General features: G+C 53.6%; 21 protein-coding genes. 7 read left to right on the top strand and 14 right to left on the bottom strand.

Annotated features, from left to right (window positions below; all coding sequences use genetic code 11):
* Positions 1-12 precede the first annotated feature (12 nt).
* The 4 genes from HC757_RS00915 to HC757_RS00900 form a co-directional block, all read right to left on the bottom strand.
* A complete protein-coding gene (locus HC757_RS00915; protein ID WP_244622992.1) occupies positions 13-324 on the bottom strand; it encodes a hypothetical protein in 312 nt (103 codons plus the stop codon).
* 105 nt (positions 325-429) lie between these two features.
* Complete coding sequence (locus tag HC757_RS00910) at positions 430-786, bottom strand: DUF3802 family protein (protein ID WP_169562377.1); 357 nt, start codon at positions 784-786, stop codon at positions 430-432.
* 80 nt (positions 787-866) lie between these two features.
* Positions 867-1,442 carry a YceI family protein gene (locus HC757_RS00905; protein WP_169562376.1) on the bottom strand — a complete coding sequence of 192 codons (576 nt, stop codon included), beginning with the start codon at positions 1,440-1,442 and terminating at the stop codon, positions 867-869.
* A 96-nt stretch (positions 1,443-1,538) separates the two neighbouring features.
* Positions 1,539-1,997, bottom strand: a complete 459-nt coding sequence (locus HC757_RS00900; protein ID WP_169562375.1) for a YaiI/YqxD family protein — start codon at positions 1,995-1,997, stop codon at positions 1,539-1,541.
* 184 nt (positions 1,998-2,181) lie between these two features.
* Here HC757_RS00900 and HC757_RS00895 point away from each other — a divergent pair, with 184 nt between their 5' ends.
* Complete coding sequence (locus HC757_RS00895; RefSeq protein ID WP_169562374.1) at positions 2,182-2,394, top strand: cold-shock protein; 213 nt, start codon at positions 2,182-2,184, stop codon at positions 2,392-2,394.
* Between the two features lie 30 nt (positions 2,395-2,424).
* Here HC757_RS00895 and pdxH read toward each other — a convergent pair whose 3' ends face one another.
* From pdxH to speE, 5 genes are all read right to left on the bottom strand, one after another.
* Positions 2,425-3,063: a pyridoxamine 5'-phosphate oxidase gene (gene pdxH / locus HC757_RS00890; RefSeq protein WP_169562373.1), complete on the bottom strand. Its 639-nt coding sequence runs from the start codon at positions 3,061-3,063 to the stop codon at positions 2,425-2,427.
* A 110-nt stretch (positions 3,064-3,173) separates the two neighbouring features.
* Entirely contained in the window at positions 3,174-4,106 is a 933-nt protein-coding gene (gene speB / locus HC757_RS00885) for an agmatinase (protein ID WP_169562372.1), read from the bottom strand.
* Positions 4,107-4,137: 31 nt separating this feature from the next.
* Positions 4,138-5,067, bottom strand: coding sequence for an adenosylmethionine decarboxylase (locus tag HC757_RS00880; RefSeq protein ID WP_169562371.1), 930 nt, complete (start codon positions 5,065-5,067; stop codon positions 4,138-4,140).
* A 68-nt stretch (positions 5,068-5,135) separates the two neighbouring features.
* Positions 5,136-7,061 carry a biosynthetic arginine decarboxylase gene (gene speA, locus HC757_RS00875; protein ID WP_169562370.1) on the bottom strand — a complete coding sequence of 642 codons (1,926 nt, stop codon included), beginning with the start codon at positions 7,059-7,061 and terminating at the stop codon, positions 5,136-5,138.
* A 30-nt stretch (positions 7,062-7,091) separates the two neighbouring features.
* Complete coding sequence (gene speE, locus HC757_RS00870) at positions 7,092-7,961, bottom strand: polyamine aminopropyltransferase (RefSeq protein ID WP_169562369.1); 870 nt, start codon at positions 7,959-7,961, stop codon at positions 7,092-7,094.
* 688 nt (positions 7,962-8,649) lie between these two features.
* On the opposite strand from speE, the gene HC757_RS00865 reads away from it, so the two are divergent.
* The 4 genes from HC757_RS00865 (at position 8,650) to HC757_RS00850 (ending at position 12,051) form a co-directional block, all read left to right on the top strand.
* Positions 8,650-9,489: a CvfB family protein gene (locus tag HC757_RS00865; protein WP_169562368.1), complete on the top strand. Its 840-nt coding sequence runs from the start codon at positions 8,650-8,652 to the stop codon at positions 9,487-9,489.
* 101 nt (positions 9,490-9,590) lie between these two features.
* Positions 9,591-10,265 (top strand): YceH family protein, encoded by a 675-nt coding sequence (locus tag HC757_RS00860; protein WP_169562367.1) that lies wholly within the window; start codon positions 9,591-9,593, stop codon positions 10,263-10,265.
* Positions 10,266-10,315: 50 nt separating this feature from the next.
* The gene (locus HC757_RS00855; protein ID WP_169562366.1) at positions 10,316-11,149 is read left to right on the top strand and encodes an ABC transporter permease subunit; all 834 of its coding nucleotides are present in this window, start codon (positions 10,316-10,318) and stop codon (positions 11,147-11,149) included.
* Positions 11,146-12,051 carry an ABC transporter ATP-binding protein gene (locus tag HC757_RS00850; protein WP_169562365.1) on the top strand — a complete coding sequence of 302 codons (906 nt, stop codon included), beginning with the start codon at positions 11,146-11,148 and terminating at the stop codon, positions 12,049-12,051. Before HC757_RS00855 ends, HC757_RS00850 begins: the two co-directional genes overlap by 4 nt.
* 985 nt (positions 12,052-13,036) lie before the next feature.
* Here HC757_RS00850 and HC757_RS00845 read toward each other — a convergent pair.
* The 3 genes from HC757_RS00845 to HC757_RS00835 all read right to left on the bottom strand — a co-directional run bounded on the left by HC757_RS00845 (position 13,037) and on the right by HC757_RS00835 (position 15,269).
* Positions 13,037-13,246, bottom strand: coding sequence for a cold-shock protein (locus HC757_RS00845; RefSeq protein ID WP_011789734.1), 210 nt, complete (start codon positions 13,244-13,246; stop codon positions 13,037-13,039).
* A 309-nt stretch (positions 13,247-13,555) separates the two neighbouring features.
* Positions 13,556-14,374, bottom strand: a complete 819-nt coding sequence (gene rlmA, locus HC757_RS00840) for a 23S rRNA (guanine(745)-N(1))-methyltransferase (protein ID WP_169562364.1) — start codon at positions 14,372-14,374, stop codon at positions 13,556-13,558.
* Positions 14,375-14,405: 31 nt separating this feature from the next.
* Positions 14,406-15,269 (bottom strand): hypothetical protein, encoded by an 864-nt coding sequence (locus tag HC757_RS00835; protein ID WP_169562363.1) that lies wholly within the window; start codon positions 15,267-15,269, stop codon positions 14,406-14,408.
* A gap of 175 nt (positions 15,270-15,444) precedes the next feature.
* Between HC757_RS00835 and sbcB the strand changes: the two genes are divergently transcribed.
* On the top strand, positions 15,445-16,860 hold the full coding sequence (sbcB, locus tag HC757_RS00830; protein WP_169562362.1) for an exodeoxyribonuclease I: 1,416 nt from the start codon (positions 15,445-15,447) through the stop codon (positions 16,858-16,860).
* 58 nt (positions 16,861-16,918) lie between these two features.
* Positions 16,919-17,809 carry a cytidine deaminase gene (gene cdd, locus HC757_RS00825; RefSeq protein WP_169562361.1) on the top strand — a complete coding sequence of 297 codons (891 nt, stop codon included), beginning with the start codon at positions 16,919-16,921 and terminating at the stop codon, positions 17,807-17,809.
* 61 nt (positions 17,810-17,870) lie between these two features.
* Here the strand turns inward: cdd and HC757_RS00820 are convergent, their stop codons facing one another.
* Positions 17,871-18,746, bottom strand: coding sequence for an NAD(P)-dependent oxidoreductase (locus tag HC757_RS00820; RefSeq protein ID WP_169562360.1), 876 nt, complete (start codon positions 18,744-18,746; stop codon positions 17,871-17,873).
* Positions 18,747-18,884: 138 nt separating this feature from the next.
* Complete coding sequence (locus HC757_RS00815) at positions 18,885-19,370, bottom strand: acyl-CoA thioesterase (RefSeq protein WP_169562359.1); 486 nt, start codon at positions 19,368-19,370, stop codon at positions 18,885-18,887.
* Positions 19,371-19,458: the final 88 nt, after the last annotated feature.

The following is a 19,458-nucleotide window of genomic DNA, read 5'->3' as shown; positions in this document are numbered from 1 at the left end:
GTCAACGCACCATCAATAGACGAAATGGAAAATATACAACAGCAACAACCCCATGGTACAGGCGCAATGACAGGCATGCTGCCCCCTATGATGCCCTTCCTTGAAATAGCGGAAATGTCGCGAGAACTGTACACCTAGCCAGACGAGAATAAAGGGCACGAAAGGCAGGGAAATCACGAAGGGAATAAAGCCCCAACCGAAGTCGGTTGCATGGCTACTGAACAGCCGCAGCAACAGCCAGCATAGGAATAACAGCAGATAAATGACCAGATGATACCCCAGAAACGGCCGTCCAAATGGCTTGATATTCATCATATGCAACATAACGACTCCCTACACAAGAACAACTCAAACATTAGATGTGCAGGTAAAGAAGTACAAGCGGCATCAATCAAAAGACTGTAACTAAGTATTTAATCCCCATGAGTTTTATTCGACGGGCTCGAGCCTGGCGATTTCTTGATCGAACAGATTCTTGATCAGCCCGGAAAACTCGGTAATAAACAGGATCTGGGCCTGGGTCGCCTTATGGGAGGCGACTTTCGCCAAAATCTCTTCCAAATCGTAGATGATGGCATCTATCTCGCGGATCACTGTGTTGCGTTGTTCGAACGTCAGCGAAGGGTTTTGGCCGCACACCATGATGATCTGCGCCGAGAGTTGGTCCTCAAACCACTCCATCACAGTTTCGCTGCAAAGCTGCTGACTATCCGGAGTTTCAAACAGGCCTAGATGCTCAGTAAGATATTGTATCAAATGCATATAGCCGTCTTTATCTGTTACCATTTCCCCGCCCTTAACACGCTGATTATGATGAACGCCGGACCCGGGTCCGGCGGTTTTTTCCTGCCTGTCGCGGCTCGGCCTTATTGCGTCAGTGTCAGCACAAAAGACACCGGCACAGCCAGACTGATGCTGGGTAAGCCTGCAATATCCCGCAGCTTATCGACCCCGGCGACGAGATCAAACTCCTTGGCATTGACGATGACAGGTTGCCAGCTGCTGACCTGCACCTTATGCTCGGATAACTTGGCCAGCACCAGGCTGAAACGCTTATTCAAGGCCTTGCCATGCAGGCCTATCTGTCCATCGAGCTCGACCACCCGGCTATCACCGACCGCCAGATCTGCTATGAGTGCCGGGGCTATGCTGGCATTCAGGGTCAACTGCGGAAACCGAGTCACATCGAACAACAGACTCTGCATGCGCTCGTCACGGATCTCTACCCCGGTAGACACGCTCGACAGGGGGATATTCAGCTCGAAGTGGCCCTTATCATCCAGACTGCCGCTGAGGCGCTTAAAATGATGCACTTCGGCAATATCGCCTTTCTTGATGGAGATAAAACTGACCCTGGAATCTTGATTGGCAACTTGCCATGGGGCCGCATTGGCAGCGCCGGCAAGCATGGCCAAGGCGATAACACTCATCCATTTATTCATCACATATCCTCTTGGTATTATCTTTCCGTAAGTTACTTGTTCTGTCGCCGAGGCTGTCGCTGTGTCCCCAACGACGGCCTCCAGCCGCGAATTACTTTAACGACCTGCCAGCCATTTATCTAATGTTTTTGCAAAGGCGTGCTTATCCGCCTGGGAAAAACTATCCGGCCCGCCGGTATGCACCCCCGAGCCGCGCAGGGTTTCCATGAAATCCCGCATGGTTAATTTTTGGCGGATATTATCGGCGGTATAGAGCTCTCCCCTGGGATTGACCGCCAGCGCGTCCTTGTCGATCACCGCCGCCGCTAATGGAATATCGGCGGTGATCACCAAATCATTAGCCCGCACCTGAGCTTCTATGTACTGATCGGCCACATCGAAGCCACTGCCCACCCGCACCACGGCGATATGGGGCGATACCGGCACCCGCAGCAATTGATTGGCTACCAGGATCACCCTGACCCCTTTGCGCTCTGCCGCCCGGAACAGTATCTCCTTGATGGGATTGGGGCAGGCATCGGCATCTACCCAGATTTTGCTGTTAGTGTCGTTCATCTTCTCGTCTCAAAGTTACAGCCTGCGCCACTCGGCAACACACCTGCTCATTGGCAGCGACTGGATATCTTACGCTTGCACTGTCAAGTACTTGCAATAATTCACTGCTAGCCTATGAGGGTTTCATCCTGCCAGTGGATGGCGGTGCAAACGTGTAACAAACCCAAAATATATCGAGGATATTATGTCAGATCAGTTAGTTACCGGTGTTGTTAAATGGTTCAATGATGAAAAAGGTTTCGGTTTTCTCGCACTGGAAAATGCCGAAGACGTCTTTGTACATTACCGAGCCATCAACAGCCAGGGTCGCAAGACCCTCAGAGAGGGTCAACAGGTAAGCTTCATCGTCACCCAAGGTCAAAAAGGCCCACAAGCGGAAAACGTCACGCCGCTCTGACTGCGGCGCGAGGTTCCAGCTGGCAGGCTTTTAAGGCGCGAGCCTGTCTATCTGCCAGCTGCTTGCCTCTTTGGTGTAGAGGAAACGGTCGTGTAGCCTATGCTCGCCCCCCTGCCAGAATTCTATGCTCGAAGGCCTGACCAGAAAGCCGCCCCAGAATTTAGGCAAAGGTATCTCGCCCTGAGCAAATTTCGCCTTCATCTCCATGAATTTACTCTCCAGCGCCTGACGCGCCGACAGCTTACTCGACTGCTTGGACACCCAGGCGGCGATCTGGCTCTCCTTGGGGCGGCTCATGAAATACTTGATCACCTCGGCGGTGGATAGCGCCTCGGCCTGGCCCGTCACCGCGACTTGACGCTCCAGCGGATGCCAGGGAAACAACAGGCTGATCTTGGCGTTGGCGGCGATTTGCTGCGCCTTGCGGCTCTCGAGATTGGTAAAGAAGACGAAACCATTATCATCGAAGCGTTTCAGCAAGACTATGCGCTGGAATGGCTGACCACTGGCATCGACTGTGGCAACACACATGGCGGTTGGATCGCTCAGCTCAGCCTCCCTGGCCTGCCCCATCCAAGTGGCAAACAGCGTCATGGGATTGGCCGGCAAGTCGGCACGCCGCAGCCCTCCCTTGTTGTATTCCCGACGAATATCACTGAGATCTGTCATTGTTCTTTCCTTAGCATGTTGAGAAGCGGAAGCCGTCGTTATAGCGCTATTATGACGGCACAAATGAAAAAGCCAACGTCAGGACGTTGGCTTTTCGCTGTCGATAACACTTATTTCTTAATCAGCCCCTGACCTTCGGCCCAGACGTGCAGCATCTCCAGTCCCAGGGTCGCACCGGCCAGCGCCGTGATGTCGGCCGAATCATAGGCGGGCGCCACTTCAACCACGTCCATACCGACCACATTCATGCCACGCAGGCCACGGATAATCTTCATCGCCTTATCACTGGTGAGGCCGCCACACACTGGGGTACCAGTGCCTGGAGCGAAGGCAGGATCCAGGCAGTCGATATCGAAGGTGATATACAAGGGCATGTCGCCGACCCGGGTGCGGATCTGCGCCACGATTTCCTCGGCACTGAGATCGTTGGCGGTAGCGCCGTCGATCACTTGGTAGCCGTGGTTTTCACGATTGTATTCGGTGCGGATACCGACCTGCACAGAGTGCGCCGGATCTATGATGCCTTCACGGGGAGCATGGAAAAACATGGTGCCGTGATCATACTTGCTGCCCTGACTGTAAGTGTCTGTATGGGCATCGAAATGCAGCAACGCCATGGTGCCGAACTTCTTGTAATGGGCACGCAGCAAGGGCAAGGTCACGAAATGATCGCCACCGAAACTCATCAGCGTCTTACCCGACTCCAGCACAGAGGTCGCGAAGGCTTCCACTCTCTGGGTAAAGTCTTCGGCATCGCCGCAGTTATAAACCAGATCGCCGGCATCGACCATCTTCACATGCTGGCTCAGGCTGAAATCCCAAGGCCAGCGGGTCTCTTCCCAGGCCAGGTTAACCGAGGCACGACGAATCGCGTCCGGGCCCATACGCCCGCCAGAACGCCCGGTAGTTGCCATATCGAACGGCAAACCAATGACAACCACATCCGCATCGCTTTCGAGGGGCTTGAAGTTCAATGGTTGACGCAAATACCCAAACGCATTCGAATACAGCGAGTAATCGGGTTTATCTGCTAAGGTGGTCATACATTCTCCAAAAAGGGCAAACGCCGAAAAATTACATAGGTTCAGGGATCAACACTTCATGGGACAAGTGCTGATAATGACTGAAGTCGATATTATACCCCTGCTCCGAGGCTAAAGAACAACTTCCCAAGCATAAATGCGCCGGAAAAGTGTGATTCTGGGGGGTAGAATTAAAGCCGATCACATCCCAGCTCCCCGGATTGAGGCGGGCCAGGAGCTGCGCACAAATATCGACCGGATAATTGCCCAGGTCCAGATTGGTTTCCAGGCTCACATAGGAGCTGGTTTCCTGGGGGGTGATGTGTAGGGTGACATAGTCCTTGCCACGGATAGCGTTCACCGAATATCCCAGGGGCTGAAACAGGAAATCATCAAATTGAAACTCAGGCAGCATGCTCTCCAAGGCCAGCAAGTGACGCACTCCCGCTGCCGTCTGCCGACTGCCGCGCAGATAATCGGCCGCCTCACCGCGTATGTGGTACATGAGCAGCTCGCTGGTGCAGTCATCCGCCGCGGCTCGATAGTCTCTGTCGGTGCAAAAAATATAGTGGTGATGTGAGTCCAGATGCCCTATGCGATAGGCCTTGCCTGACACGTGCCGGCGCAGCCTGAGCAGATCTTGTTCGAATGAACTCGGCTGCAAGTGCGACAGGTATTCGTTCTTGCGCTGATAGCTGGCGAAAGCGATGGCATCCTGGCCCAGGTGCTCGATAAAGCCAATGGCCGCGTCGACCAGAGTGGTAGTGCCACAGGTTAACATCAAGAATCTGTCGTCCCAGACGAACAGACTCGATTCGCTCAACAGATAGGCATCGCAATATGGGTTGCGGATACAGGAGAGGATCTCGGCATTGGCACGGGTCACCAATTGCGCCCAGAAGCCGTCACCGAGCCGGCGCAGACTCTGATACTGAGGCGTGACTATGACCTCAATTTTTTTCTCCGAACCTTCAAAAAACATCGTGTCTCTATACCTAATACAGGCCGGAAGGATGGGCTCCTGCCGGCCTGTTTCATGCCTGCTTAGCTTTAAACCTGCTCTACCGAGAAGTCTTCTAAATAGGTATAACCCTTCAAGCCCAATTGCAGCTCTTCGAGTATGTTGGCCCGTTCAGCTTCCTCTATATGCAGATTCACCAATTCTTCATAGGTGCGCATGAAAGACACGGCATCCAGGTTAACGTAGCGCAACACGTCCGCCACCGTATCGCCGGCGAGCACGGACTCGATATTGGTCAGGCCCTTGTCATCGATACGCACCACGGCCGAGTTGGTATCGCCGAACAGGTTATGCATGTCACCCAGAATTTCCTGGTAAGCCCCCACCAGGAAGAAACCTATCAGGTACGGACTCTCGGCACTCCAGGCAGGCACAGGCAGGGTCGTTTCAATCCCCTGACCATCGACGTACTGATCTACTATGCCGTCGGAATCGCAGGTGATGTCCAGCATCACGGCGCGGCGCTCGGGAGCCTTATCCAGCCCGGACAGAGGCAGCACGGGGAACACCTGATCTATGCCCCAGGCATCCGGCAGGGATTGGAACAGGGAGAAGTTCACGAAAAACTTATCGGCCAGCTTCTCGTTGAGCTCATCTATGATGGGTCTGTGATAACGGTTTTTCGCATTCAACATGCCCTGCACTTCATGGCATACCCGCAGGTTCGCCTGTTCGGCCCAGGCGCGTTCCGCCAGATTGATTTGCCCGGCGGCAAACAAGGAATGGGCTTCGGCCAAGTCACTCTGGCTGTCATGGTAGATTTCAATCAGCGCCCGCTGATCGGCGCGGCCACGGATCTCGGACCAGGATTGCCACATGTTATGCAGCAACTGGGGCGATTCTTCCGCTGGTGGCTGAATGTTTTCAGGCACATAGGCTTCGGTGCCTATCACATCCGTGATCAGCACGGCATGATGAGCCGTCAAATAACGCCCGGATTCCGAGATGATACGCGGCATGGGTTGCTCGTACTCATTACAGATATCGGTCAGCACATTGACTATGTTGTTGGCATATTCGGTCAGGCCATAGTTCATCGAGTTATTGCTCTGGCTGCGGGTACCGTCATAGTCCACCGCCAGACCGCCACCCACGTCGAAACAATTGACGCTGGCGCCGAGTTTGCGCAATTCGCAATAGAAACGTCCGGCTTCGCTCACACCCTGGCGAATATCGCGGATGTTGGCGATTTGCGACCCCAGGTGGAAATGCAGCAGCTGCAGCGAGTCCAGCATGTCATGCTGTTTCAGCTGCTCGACGACTGTCAGTACCTGCGCCGCCGACAAGCCAAACTTGGACTTTTCGCCGCCACTGGCCTGCCATTTACCCTTGCCCTGGAATGCCAGGCGGGTACGCAGGCCCAGTCTTGGGGTCACGCCCAGGCGCTTGGATTCGGTCAATACCATCTTAAGTTCAGACAGCTTTTCCAACACTATGTAGACTTTATGGCCCAGCTTCTCGCCGATCAATGCCAAGCGTATGTATTCGTTGTCTTTGTAGCCATTACAGACGATGACGGAACTGGCCTTCTGCGCCATGGCCAGTACGGCCATCAACTCAGGCTTACTGCCGGCTTCCAATCCAAGCTGCGGCACTTCCTTGGAGACCTGGCTCGCCAGGATCTCTTCGACCACTGTCTGCTGTTGGTTCACCTTGATGGGGTAAACCAGCAAGTAGTCGGCCTGATATTCATACTTCTGGATCGCCTGATCGAAGGCGTGACACAGGCTGTTGACTCTATGATGCAATATCTGTGGGAAACGCACCAACACGGGTAAGGCTACCCCGGCCTTGACCATGTCTTTGGCCAGCTCGTTCAAGCCAATCTTGTATTCAGGGTTCGCAGGATCCGGTGACACAGTCACCTCACCGCCATCGCTGATACCGTAAAATCCTTGGCTCCAGTGGGTTACATTGTACCCAGAACGAGCATCATCAATAGACCAATCATTCATTATATATTTAGCCCGTTAATTAAAAATGGGTTAGACAGTCAGGGCAGACCTGACGGCTTGTTCTACAAATCCAGGCAAAGCGAAGCTCGCCTGATGTATTGCTGGCGTGTAATAACGCGTGCTGATCCCAGCCGCGTCATAACGAGCCATGAGGCTGGCCAAATCGAGCTGGCGCGCACTCAGGTTATCTGTTGCCCATGCAAACGCCATGCTGCCACCGACATAGGTGGGCACGGCGGCCATATAGAACCAACATTCCTTCACATATGGGCTCATGCGCCTTACTGTGTTTGGCACTTCGTCGGGTTGCATGAATGGCACCCCATTCTGGGCGACGAAAATACCCTCTTCGTTAAGGCATGCAATACAAGCCTGATAAAAGTCCGAACTGAACAAGACTTCACCCGGTCCGACCGGATCCGTACAGTCGGAAATAATCACATCGAAACCTTGCTGGCAGGACTGCACAAATGCCATCCCGTCCTCTATCACCACCTCGACCCGCTCATCCTCGAATGCGCCCTGGGAATGCTGCGGGAAGTAAGTCTTGCACATCTCTATCACTGCCGCATCAATTTCCACCAGAGTGATATTGCGGATCTGTGCATGCTTCACCACTTCTCTGAGCATGCCGCCGTCGCCACCCCCGATGATCAGCACACTCTGCACCGCACCATGGGCCAATATGGGCACATGGGTCAACATCTCATGATAGATAAACTCATCTCTTTCCGTCGTCTGTATGGCGCCATTGAGTGACATCACACGCCCAAACCTGGCATTGTCGAAGATAGTCAACTGCCACTGGGGCGTTGACTGCTCGAAGACCAGTTTATCCTGGGTAAAATATTGGCCATAAGCGCCGTACAGGGTTTCATAGTATCTGTTGTTAGCTTGCATGAAATTGACCGCACCACCTCGACATCAGAGGGTAAAAAAGCAAAGCACTCAACATCGGATGCTTCCCTCCAGGGAATTCCGATGCGCCAGCCGCCACTCCAGGGAGTTGAGCGACGTCTATGACTGGGGACTATTGGTCTCTTCGCGGCCGGAATTGATGCGGTTAAGCGTGAGGTGCTTCAAGCGTGTGTCGGCACAGGCTACCGGGCAGGCTGCCACAGGTAAGCGCAGAATGAAAAATCTATGGTTATGCATTAGCTAAAACCCCTCTTAACCCCGTGTAACTTATGATAGTGCAAGAACACGGTTCATGACCTGTGAACCATAAAGCCTGGAGGCGGCTTAAACCCGATAACTTAGTCGATGTCTCCATAAGTATCAAGCCGCTAACTCGTAAAACGGCGCAATTAAACCTTGCTGGGCGCCATAATGCAAGCACGAATATCACTTTAAATTAACCGTTAAAAAATAATCCACACAACATAGAGACAGCATTGGCACTAAATAACAAAATTTACCATAACAATCAGAATGATAACTCAACCTCCCTTCAGCAATACTGTTCAATATTTTTTAATATTCCGGGCTCATTCGCGCATTTGGGCATGGGAAAACTTGTCGAGCATCCCAAGGGGAATTCCTCTATAATTCTCCCCAGTTACAATCGATAGTGCACACAGAGAATTACATGATACAGATAGGCAGAATCTGCAAGCTTGAAGTCGTTAAACAGGTCAGTTTTGGGGTGTACCTCAACGCCCAGGAGCTGGGGCAAGTCCTGTTACCCAACAAGGTCACGCCAAAGGACTGCCAAGTCGGCGATTGGCTCGAGGTCTTCCTCTACCTGGACTCGGAAGATATGGTCATCGCCACCACCCGTCGCCCACTGGCGCAAGTGGGTGAATTTGCCTATTTGAAAGCCGTTGCCACCGGCCCCTATGGTGCTTTTCTCGACTGGGGGCTGGATAAAGACTTGCTGCTGCCCTTCGGCGAACAGCATAAGACCATAGAAGAAGGCCGCTCCTACCTCGTCTATGTCCATGCCAACCGAGCCGATGAACGTATCGTCGCCTCGGCCAAGCTCGACAAGTTCCTCGATAAGACGGCCCCGGATTATGACGTTGGCCAGCAGGTGGAGCTCATCATAGGCGGCACCACAGACTTGGGCTACAAGGCCATAGTCAACCAACAACACTGGGGCGTCATCTACCAGAACCAGGTATTCCAGAAGCTGAGGTTTGGCCAGAAACTGAAGGGGTTCATCAAACAGGTGCGCGCCGACGGCAAGATAGACTTAACACTGCAACAAGGCGGTAAAGAGGAGCTGGATCAACACGCCAGACGTATCTTGTCCAAATTAAAGCAGGCCGGCGGTTTCCTGCCGTTAACCGACAAGACCGATGCCGGCATCATTTACGAGCAGCTTGGCATGAGCAAGAAAGCCTTCAAGAAATCCATAGGCGGGCTATTCAAGGCCGGCCAACTCAGCATTGACAGCGACGGTTTAAGGCTCACAGAAGATGCCTGATCGACTGATTTAGCAGCAATATCTCCGCTCGCTGGGACAACTCCTAGGATAATCGGCATGGCTCTGTTATAACAAAGCCATGCTTTTTTATGGGAGTCCATATGCAACTCACGTCACACGAAGCCAGAGTCATAGGTTGCCTTCTGGAAAAAGAAGTCACCACCCCGGAACAATACCCATTGTCACTCAACGCCCTGACCTTGGCCTGTAATCAGAAGTCCAGTCGCGATCCTGTGCTGGAACTGAGCGAAACTCAGGTGCAGGCGAGTCTGGATTCATTGGCGAAACGCAGGCTCATCAGCGAGCAGTCCGGCTTCGGCAGCAGGGTCATCAAGTATCAACACAGATTCTGTAACACAGAGTTTGGTGAGTTGCAGCTGACGGCGGCGCAGCTGGCCATAGTTTGCCTATTACTGCTGCGCGGCCCACAGACGGCCGGCGAGTTGCGCACCCGCAGCAACAGGCTGTATAACTTCAAGGATATTGCCGAGGTCGAGCAGACACTCTCTGAGCTGATGCGAGCCGAGCCCCCCATGCTGGGACAACTCCCCCGGGAGCCGGGCAAGCGTGAATGCCGCTTCGAGCAGCTGTTCAGTGGCTCTGTCAGCCCGGCGGGCTCGCCAAAGGCCCAAGTGGCTCCAGTCGATAAACTTGCTGCCAGTGACACAGCCGCCGACACAGGCGAAGCCGAACTGGTCGAGCGAGTCGCTCGGCTCGAGCAGCAGCTCGCCCAATTAACCGAGCAAGTGGCGCTATTGCTGGCCGCCGCCAAATAATCCAGACCGTCCAAGATGGTCGGCAACATGCGTTAAAGGATCTGCACTCCATGGTCAATCACACTCCTCCCACGGGCTTGCGCAACAGTCTCATCATTGCCAAGTTCGAATTGCATAAACTCTTCTTACAAACCCGGGGAATTGTCGCCTTAATCGCTTTCGGCCTGGTATGGGGGCTCATTCTCCTCTATCCGGTGCAAAGCGCCTCGGGGATATTACTCCAACCTCAGTTTAAAGAGATGATAGATCGCCTCTTTGGCCCCAACACACTCAACGAGTTGTTTGACTGGCCGGTCGCCGAATTGGCGGTATTCTGGTGCGTCGCCCTATACCTGTTTCCGATTTTCAGTATTTTCATTGCCGCCGATCAGTTCGCCTCGGATAAGAGCCGGGGGACCTTCCGCTTCATTTGTCTCAGGGCCAGTCGCGACAGTTTGTTTTTCGGTCGCTTCCTGGGACAGATGCTCATTCAGTCCCTGCTGATCTTGCTCACTGTGCTGGCGACCATAATATTGGCCGCCTCCCGGGATCCCAACCTCCTGCTGACCGCCGGCAATACCGGCCTGGGGGTCGCGATTAACCTCATCATAGTGATAATGCCCTACACGGCCGGGATGGCCATACTGTCACTCTATGCCTCGACGGCCCGTCAGGCGACCATCTACGCCACCATATTATGGACCCTGGTCTCTATCGGCATCATGTTGCTGGACAGTCAATTGCCTTATGTTGGTGCGCTGCGCTGGGTATTGCCTGGCTCACAACTGGACGCCATGATCAACACCCAAGGGCTGGCCAGCTTCAGCTACGCCCCCATTCCGCTGCTCCAGACCGCAGTCATTCTGCTGCTGGGCCGAGTCTACCTGCAAAGGAGCGCATTATGATGTTGGTTAATTGCACCGGCCTCAGCCAATTCTATGGCAACAAACTGGCACTCGATAACGTCGATTTCAACCTGGGTGCCGGCGCCCCCATAGCCCTGGTGGGCCCCAACGGTGCCGGGAAGACCACGCTCTTCAGCCTCATGTGTGGCTATTTGACCCCCAGCAAGGGAGAGATATTGATCTTGGGTGAGAAACCCGGCAGTGCTCAACTCCTGGGACGGGTGTCGGCCCTGCCGCAGGATGCCAAGTTGGATCCCAACCTCTCGATTTTGTCACAGCTAACCCTGCTGGCTCAGTTGCAGGGCATGAAACCCAATGCGGCCAGACAGGAGGCCCTGAGGGTGCTGACCCTGGTGGATCTGACCGAGGTCGCCGGACAGAAGCCCCCCAGCCTGAGCCACGGCATGAGCAAGAGGGTCTCCATCGCCCAGGCGCTGATGGGCAGCCCAGAGTTGGTACTGCTCGATGAACCCACCTCGGGCCTGGATCCGGCCAATGCCAAAAAAGTCAGGGAGCTGGTGCTAAGCCTGTCCGGCGAGATCACTTTCATCATCAGTTCGCACAATCTGGATGAATTGGAAAAGCTATGCGATCAGGTATTGTATTTGGACCAAGGCCGGCTAACCCAATCCGTATCCTTACAATCCCGCAACCAGGCGCAGTTCGATTACCTCACCCTGACCATGCAGTCCTGTGATGCCGACAGCCTCACCAAGGAGCTCAGTGCCCGTACCGGAGTCATAGCGGTCACCTCCAAGAGCAGTAATGAGTTCGTGATCCAATACGATCCAGCCCTCACATCCGCTCTGGAGCCGACACTCTTCAGCCTGTTTGAGCAACAGGGCTGGCAGTATAAGATGCTGTTGAAAGGCCGTACCCTGGAGGACACCCTCTTCTCTTAAGGGCTTTGCCTGCAAAGGCGATGGTCGCAAAACACCGGCCCCAAGCCCACAATAACAGTCCCGGGCGCAGCGCCACTATAGCGCCACTATAGCGAGCGCCATCGCAGCGCTTCGCCCGGACACGCTGAAGACTCATCAGAACAAAGCGGTTTACACTTCCAGTTATTGCCAACGTGTATTGCCGATAAGCAGATATTCGCCCTTGTGATAGGACATGACGAGCCGTGCATATCGCGTCAGATCGCCGCCAAGGGCTTTATACTCCAGGACAAGCTCCCCCTCAAGGTGCAGATCAGATAGCGGGTTTCATCTATGGGCACAAAGGGAAAACCAGAGACGAAGCAGGATGAACCCCGCCGCTACTAATGCAGCTAAAGTTAATGCAGCCAAAGTTAATGCAGCCAAAGTGGCCCCGCCCCCAAAGAATACACTTTTGCGAAAAATACCCTCTCCCTTTGATTGGCGCTGACTCATCAATCCTGGTGAGTCATAGTTTAACACTCAGCCCCTGCGCCACTATCTGTGCCCGGTGTCCGGTGTCCAGTGTCTGTGGGGGCTTGACGCTTACCTTAGAGATTCATCATGAAGGAATCATTAAAGGTATTGCTAATGCATGTTTAAAATCGAATAAAAGCAATGACTTTATGCCAGTGAAAACAAAATTTGTCGGCAGGGGCTTAACCCATGGGGCTGAAAATAAGCGCAAAGAATCCGGAAAGGCAGACAGGCTGAGAGACGAAAGGGATGCTGAAAAGCGCCATAGCCGGCGGTGAGCCAGCCCAACCCCGGGTTGTACAGCTGTCTATTCGTTAAGGAGAACTAAGGAGTAGCTAAGCATACTGAATGATGGGTTTGAGGACACAACGGCTGCAATCGAGACTCGGGAGGGTAACAACGGCTCGAAAAATACAGATACAAAAAGAGCCATGGTTTGCACCATAGCCCTTTAGAGTCCTTACTGTCAGCCTGGGCCGACGAGTAATGATTAGCCGATAATTGTTACGTTTTCAGCTTGAGGACCTTTCTGACCTTGAGTCACAGTGAAAGATACTTTCTGACCTTCGTCAAGAGTTTTGAAACCGTCAGAGTTGATTGCACGGAAGTGAACGAATACGTCTGGACCAGACTCTTGCTCGATGAATCCGAAACCTTTGTCAGAGTTGAACCACTTAACTACACCAGTTACTTGAGACATGATATAAATCCTGTAAATAAAAATATTAAAGCCTTAACGGCGGTGGAGCTGGAAAATGCCGGTATTACTTATGTTTACAGGACGAACTGGGTCGTATTGAACACATAAATATAAGCCCAACCTTCAAGCTGGTATGACTATAACCCATTTTCGGAATATGTCAACAAACTATATCGACGCCAACTTTAGTTTCTGCATGACATTGTCCATACTCTGTGCCGGCTCATTGACCATGACGCTTGCGGTTTTAGAAGTCCGTAAAAAAAACAAATTAAAACATTTTAATTTCAATTGTTTGAGAAATAACATTCAGGCGCATTTCACTCTATGCACTTCAATCTGGAAATCCAGTTCGCAGCTCAGGCCCTGCTGGGTCAAATTAATTTTTTGGTCGGCGGTCAGTTTCCACGCATAAGGCGTCATCTCGAGGAAATGGGCTATGTCTTGTGGCTCAGTCAATGTCAGCTGCCACCTCAGACGCTCCTGATGCAGGCAATCGAAACCTGCCAGCTCGGCCGTCGTTTCCGGATGCAATCTGGGTTCAGGGTAAATCAGTTGTTTCAGGGCAAAATGGTGCCAGGGCCCGGGCGATACAGTGATCAATATGCCTTCCTTGGCCAATACCCTACACACCTCCTCCAGCTTGGATGGCGCGTAGATCCTGATGGCCAAGTCGAAACTCTGGGCCGCAAACGGCATATCGTAGGCACTCGCGACGCAGAAGGATGACTCGGGGTAGCGTTTGGCGGCATATTTTATCGCGGATTTGGAAATATCCAGCCCCTGCAAGTTGCAGGCATGATGCCGCTTGATGCTGTCAAACAGCCTCTGACTGTAATAGCCCTCACCGCAACCTATATCCAGCAGGCTCCCGGCTTCGGGGGCATGGGTCAACGCCAGCTCGTTGACCCTGTCGCTCAACGCCTGGTAATGACCGGCATTGAGAAACTCGCGCCTGGCGAACATCATCTGCCGGTTATCCCCCGGATCTTTGGAGTTTTTCTTCTGTACAGGCAATAAATTCACATAGCCTTCTTTGGCGCAATCGAAGCTATGTGAGGCCAAACACCCCCAGCTGTTGCCCTGTAAAACCAAGGGCGCGGCGCAGAGGGGACAAATATAATGCATAGTGATACCCGGCTTCCTTTAATGTCAGAAATTACAAGACGATGTCATGTTCATCATCTGTGAGTCGCCTGACCATCTCTGTCACGCCCGGCGGCGCCAACAGTTCGTAGCAGTCAAGCTTGCGCTGCAGCTTTTCCTGGCTCAGGCTCTCATTTGCTGCCTGGCCGTAGCTTTGGCGCTCAAGTTGTTGGCTGTAAGTCCGGAATAACCATTGTCTTTTTTTCAATAACTGGCTATCCAATTGCATTGCTTCGGCCGACAAGCCGGGATGCAACTTACCCAGCTCTCCCCTGAGAAACGCCTGCAGATCGCTTCTGACCTGCTCGAGTTCGGCAATATGCACCGCCAGCATCTGTGAAGACTCACTGTAATCATAGCTTCTGGCCAACAGGGCCTTGGCCAGCATTATGTCCTTGGGCTCTTGAAACAGGCGCAGATCATGCTCCAGCGGCACAGATTCGAACAAGCTGTCCCCTGCCTGACTGAAGCTCAAGCTTGTCGCTCCGGGCGTCAATGTCAGACGGATCCCGGTCCGCAACTGAGCGGCACAGATCCCGGGGGCCGTCCCCAGCCGGGGATAGAGTCTCAGGCCCTGCCCCATACCCCGGACCACGCTATGATCCGATGGCAGCTCTCTGGAGCCTGCCTCTGTTCCTGTCGCAGACTCTGCCTCCATCTCAGTCTCTGGCTCGAATTCCAAGCGCAAGAAGGCTTGGCTTTTAATGGTCAAACGACTCTTGCCGACACTGCTGTCGATAACGATCATTTCAACCAGGGGGGCATTGAGCATCTGCAAGACGATAAAATCGCTGACGTCTTCGGGTAATCTAAGTCTTAAATGGCGTTCTTGCTGCACATCGACAATGACGGGCTGACTGAAAAATGGGTTATACATACGGCTCACAGTCCCTTAATTAGCGCACGATTGTACCTTTGAAGCCGATAGGGGTCACGAGTTAACAAGGTATTTAATCAAGATAATGATGCCGATAGACAGTGATTGCTGCCCCTGTCAGCCCATTAGGTGGTAAGATAATTCCATTCTCACGTCTGCCTTTTTATTCATACTTATGTCCTCACCCGTTCAGCCAACCTTGTTTTGGCACGATTATGAAACCTTCGGTGTCAGCCCGGCCAGAGACAGACCGGCGCAGTTTGCCGGGATCAGAACCGATCTCGATCTCAACATCATAGGCGAACCCGTCAGTTTCTATTGTAAGCAAGCCACGGATTATCTGCCTTCTCCCGAGGCTATCCTGATCACAGGGATCACCCCTCAGCTGGCGAACCTCAAGGGCCTGGTCGAGACCGAGTTCATGGGGCAGATCAACGCCTTGTTCAGCCAGCCCAATACCTGTGTCGTCGGCTACAATTCACTCAGGTTCGACGATGAGGTCACCCGCTTTGGCTTCTATCGCAACTTCATCGACCCCTATGCCAGAGAATGGCAGCAAGGCAATTCCCGCTGGGATATTATCGACCTGGTCAGGGCCTGCTATGCCTTCAGGCCTGAAGGCATAAATTGGCCACAGAAAGAGGACGGTTCCCCCAGCTTCAAACTCGAACAGCTCACCCAGGCCAACGGCCTGAGCCATGATAAGGCCCACGACGCCCTGTCCGACGTGTATGCGACCATTGCCATAGCCAAACTCATCAAAGAGAAACAGCCCAAACTCTACCAATACTATTTCGGTCTGCGGCGTAAGCAGGCGGTCAGCGAGCAGCTGGATGTGCTGAATATGCAACCCTTGGTGCATGTCAGCTCCAAAATCAGCGCACTCCATGGCTGCACTACCATCATAGCTCCCGTGGCCCATCATCCAGTCAACAAAAATGCCATCATCTGTGTCAACATGGCGATGGATATCGGCCCGCTGATCGAGCTGGACGTTGAAGCCATCAAGACCCGGATGTACACCCCGAGAGCCGAGCTCGGCGCCGATGAGCTGCCCATTCCGGTGAAACAGATACATATCAACAAGTGCCCCTTCATCTCACCCGCCAAGACGCTCACAGATGAGAATGCGGCGCGATTGCAGATAGATAAGGCGTTTGCCCGCGAGCAATATAAGCGGCTGCGCAATCATCCTGAGATCCGGGAGAAGCTCACTGCCCTGTTCGAATCCCAATCCGAATATGAGTCAGACAACCAGGATCCCGATCTCATGCTCTACAGCGGTGGTTTTTTCAGCCATGCGGATAAGGCCAAGATGAAGATAATACGTCACACCACACCACAAAACCTGGCCGCCCTGGATCTGCAATTCGACGATCCCAGGGTCAAGGAGATGTTGTTCCGTTACCGGGCACGCAACTATCCTGAGCTGCTCGATGAACAGGAGTCCCTGCGCTGGCGTGAATTTTGTCAGCAAAGGTTGGCCGACCCCGACTATCTGTTGCGTCTGGAAAACTTGTTGCAAGACACGGAAGATGAAACGAAACAAAAGCTCCTGGCCGCCTTGTGCCATTATTTGCGTTCGCTCTGAATACCCTTCATTGCGACTGGATCACATTTAGCGACTTTAACGATTAAGGATGAGGGAAATGCAAGACAGATTCATTCACAGCATAACCCAGTTACCCCCAAAATTAGCCAGTGCCCTACTCCCCCTGTTGGGCCATGACTTTGCCGGCCATCTGGACGCACAACAATTGGCGCAGTTGATGACGGCCGCCAATCTGAGTGAAGCCGAGCTCCTGCTGGCCTTGCTGCCGATCGCCGCGGCGCTGGCCAATCCGCCGATCAGCGACTTCTATGTCGGTGCCATCGCCAAGGGAAAAAGCGGTGCTATCTACATGGGTGCCAACCTCGAACTGGCGGGCGAAGCCCTGTTTCATTCCGTCCATGCGGAGCAGAGCGCCATCAGCCATGCCTGGTTGAGCGGCGAGAGCCAGATCCTGGATATCATAGTCAACGCCAGTCCTTGCGGTCATTGCCGCCAGTTTATGAACGAGTTGGTCAATGGGGCGAACATCCAGATACATTTGCCCAGACAGCAGGTACAACCCCTGTCCCATTATCTGCCCCATGCCTTCGGTCCCCTGGATCTCAATGTCACCATGCCCTTGTTATCCAAGCAGCAAACCGAATTTGCCATCGAGAGCTCGGATCCCATGGTCATCGAAGGCCTGGATCATGCCAGCCTCAGCTATGCCCCCTACAGCAAATGCTTTGCCGCCGTGGTGTTGGAAACCCATGATGGGGCAACGTTCTGTGGCCGCTATGCCGAAAATGCTGCCTTCAACCCCTCAATGCTGCCCATGCAAATGGCACTGACGGCGCTGCTGCGCCATGACAGGGACTTTAGCGACATCAATCGCGCCCTGCTGATAGAGTCATCCCAGGGCAAGATCAGTCTGGTCGGGGCGACACTGGATGCACTTCAGGCCGTCAGCGCAATCGAGCTGGAGCATCTGGTGCTGGAACCGAGCTAAACGGGCCTAAGCCAATAAAAAAGGACTGAGCTTCAGTCCTTTTTTATTGCTGGTATCTGTACTAATCGCGCGTCTTTTCCAGTCGCGCCAACAGGCTGGAGGTATCCCAGCGATTGCCGCCCATGGCCTGCACCTCGGCATAAAATTGATCAACCAGCGCCGTCATCGGCAACTGGGAGCCGTTGCGGCGCGCCTCTTCGAGGGCGATGGCTAAATCCTTGCGCATCCAGTCTATGGCGAAGCCGAAATCATATTTGCCCTGCCACATGCTCTGATAACGATTTTCCATCTGCCAGCTCTGGGCCGCGCCTTTGCTTATGACCTCGACCACCTTCTCACCATCCAGTCCGGCGCTGCGGGCGAAATGCAGCGCTTCGGCCAAGCCCTGGACAACGCCCGCGATACAAATCTGATTGACCATCTTGGTCAATTGCCCGGCGCCCACATCCCCGAGGCGCTCGGCACAGCGGGCGTAAGCCGTCATCACGGGCTTAACCCTGTCGAACACGGCTTGCTCACCACCGACCATCACGGTCAAGACGCCATTCTCGGCTCCCGCCTGGCCACCCGAAACGGGGGCATCGAGAAAGCTCATCCCCTGCTCTGCGAGCAGAGCCGCCAGCTCCCTGGCGACATCGGCCGAGGCCGTGGTGTGATCGATAAGCACGGCACCGGGTGCCATGCCCGCCAGCGCCCCCTGTTCCCCGAGCACGACCTGACGCAGGTCATCATCGTTGCCGACACAAGTGATCACTATCTCCTGGCCCTCGGCGGCTTCTCTTGGGGTGGCGCAACTGCGGCCGCCATGGGTTTCGACCCATTTCAGGGCCTTTTCCTGGCTCCGATTGTACACAGTGACCTGGTGGCCTTTACCGACCAGATGTCCAGCCATGGGGAAACCCATGACGCCTAAACCTATGAATGCCACTCTTGCCATGAAAATACCTTCGCTTACCGTGAATATAAGGGGTTACAGAATTATTATGATGATGGTTAAAATCAGATGTTTATTGTCCCGCGGGAGCCGCGTATCAGTTTACCCCTTGGGGAGCAAATGTGAAAGCCACGGCCGGGGTTACCCTCCAGGCGTGACGTGGGCCGCCATTTCGGCGCCAATTTTCTTGCGCATCTCCATCAGCCTGAGGGCCGAATCCCGCAGTTTTATATCCGCTTCCGTGACAGGAACCCACTCGGGTACCTGCGTCGGCTGCCCCTCATCATCGACGGCCACCATGATGACGATACAATGTGTGGTCAGATGGCGCTCGGCGTTCTTGGGATCCCCGGCCCTGACGTCTATGCCGATATGCATAGAGGTCCTGCCGGTGTAGATCACCTTGGCCCCGACCTCGACCAGGTTACCGACATGGATAGGCTCGACAAAGCGGATCCCGCCGGCATAGACAGTGATGCTGTATTTACCGCTCCAACCTGCGGCGCAGGCATAAGCCGCCAAATCGATCCATTTCATCACGGCGCCGCCGTGTACCTTACCGCCGAAATTGACATCCGCCGGCTCGGCCAGGAATCTCAGGGTTATTTGCCTATCTTTACCCGCCATGCTCACCTCTTTTCTTCAGCTAGTTGTACCTGCTACATATGGGTACAGTGTACGCCAGAAATATCCCAGGGAATATTGCCCAAGCCCG

The sequence above is a fragment of the Shewanella salipaludis genome (assembly GCF_012911865.1).
In the GTDB taxonomy this organism is placed as follows: domain Bacteria; phylum Pseudomonadota; class Gammaproteobacteria; order Enterobacterales; family Shewanellaceae; genus Shewanella; species Shewanella salipaludis.
This window is presented reverse-complemented; position numbering and strand designations above follow the sequence as displayed.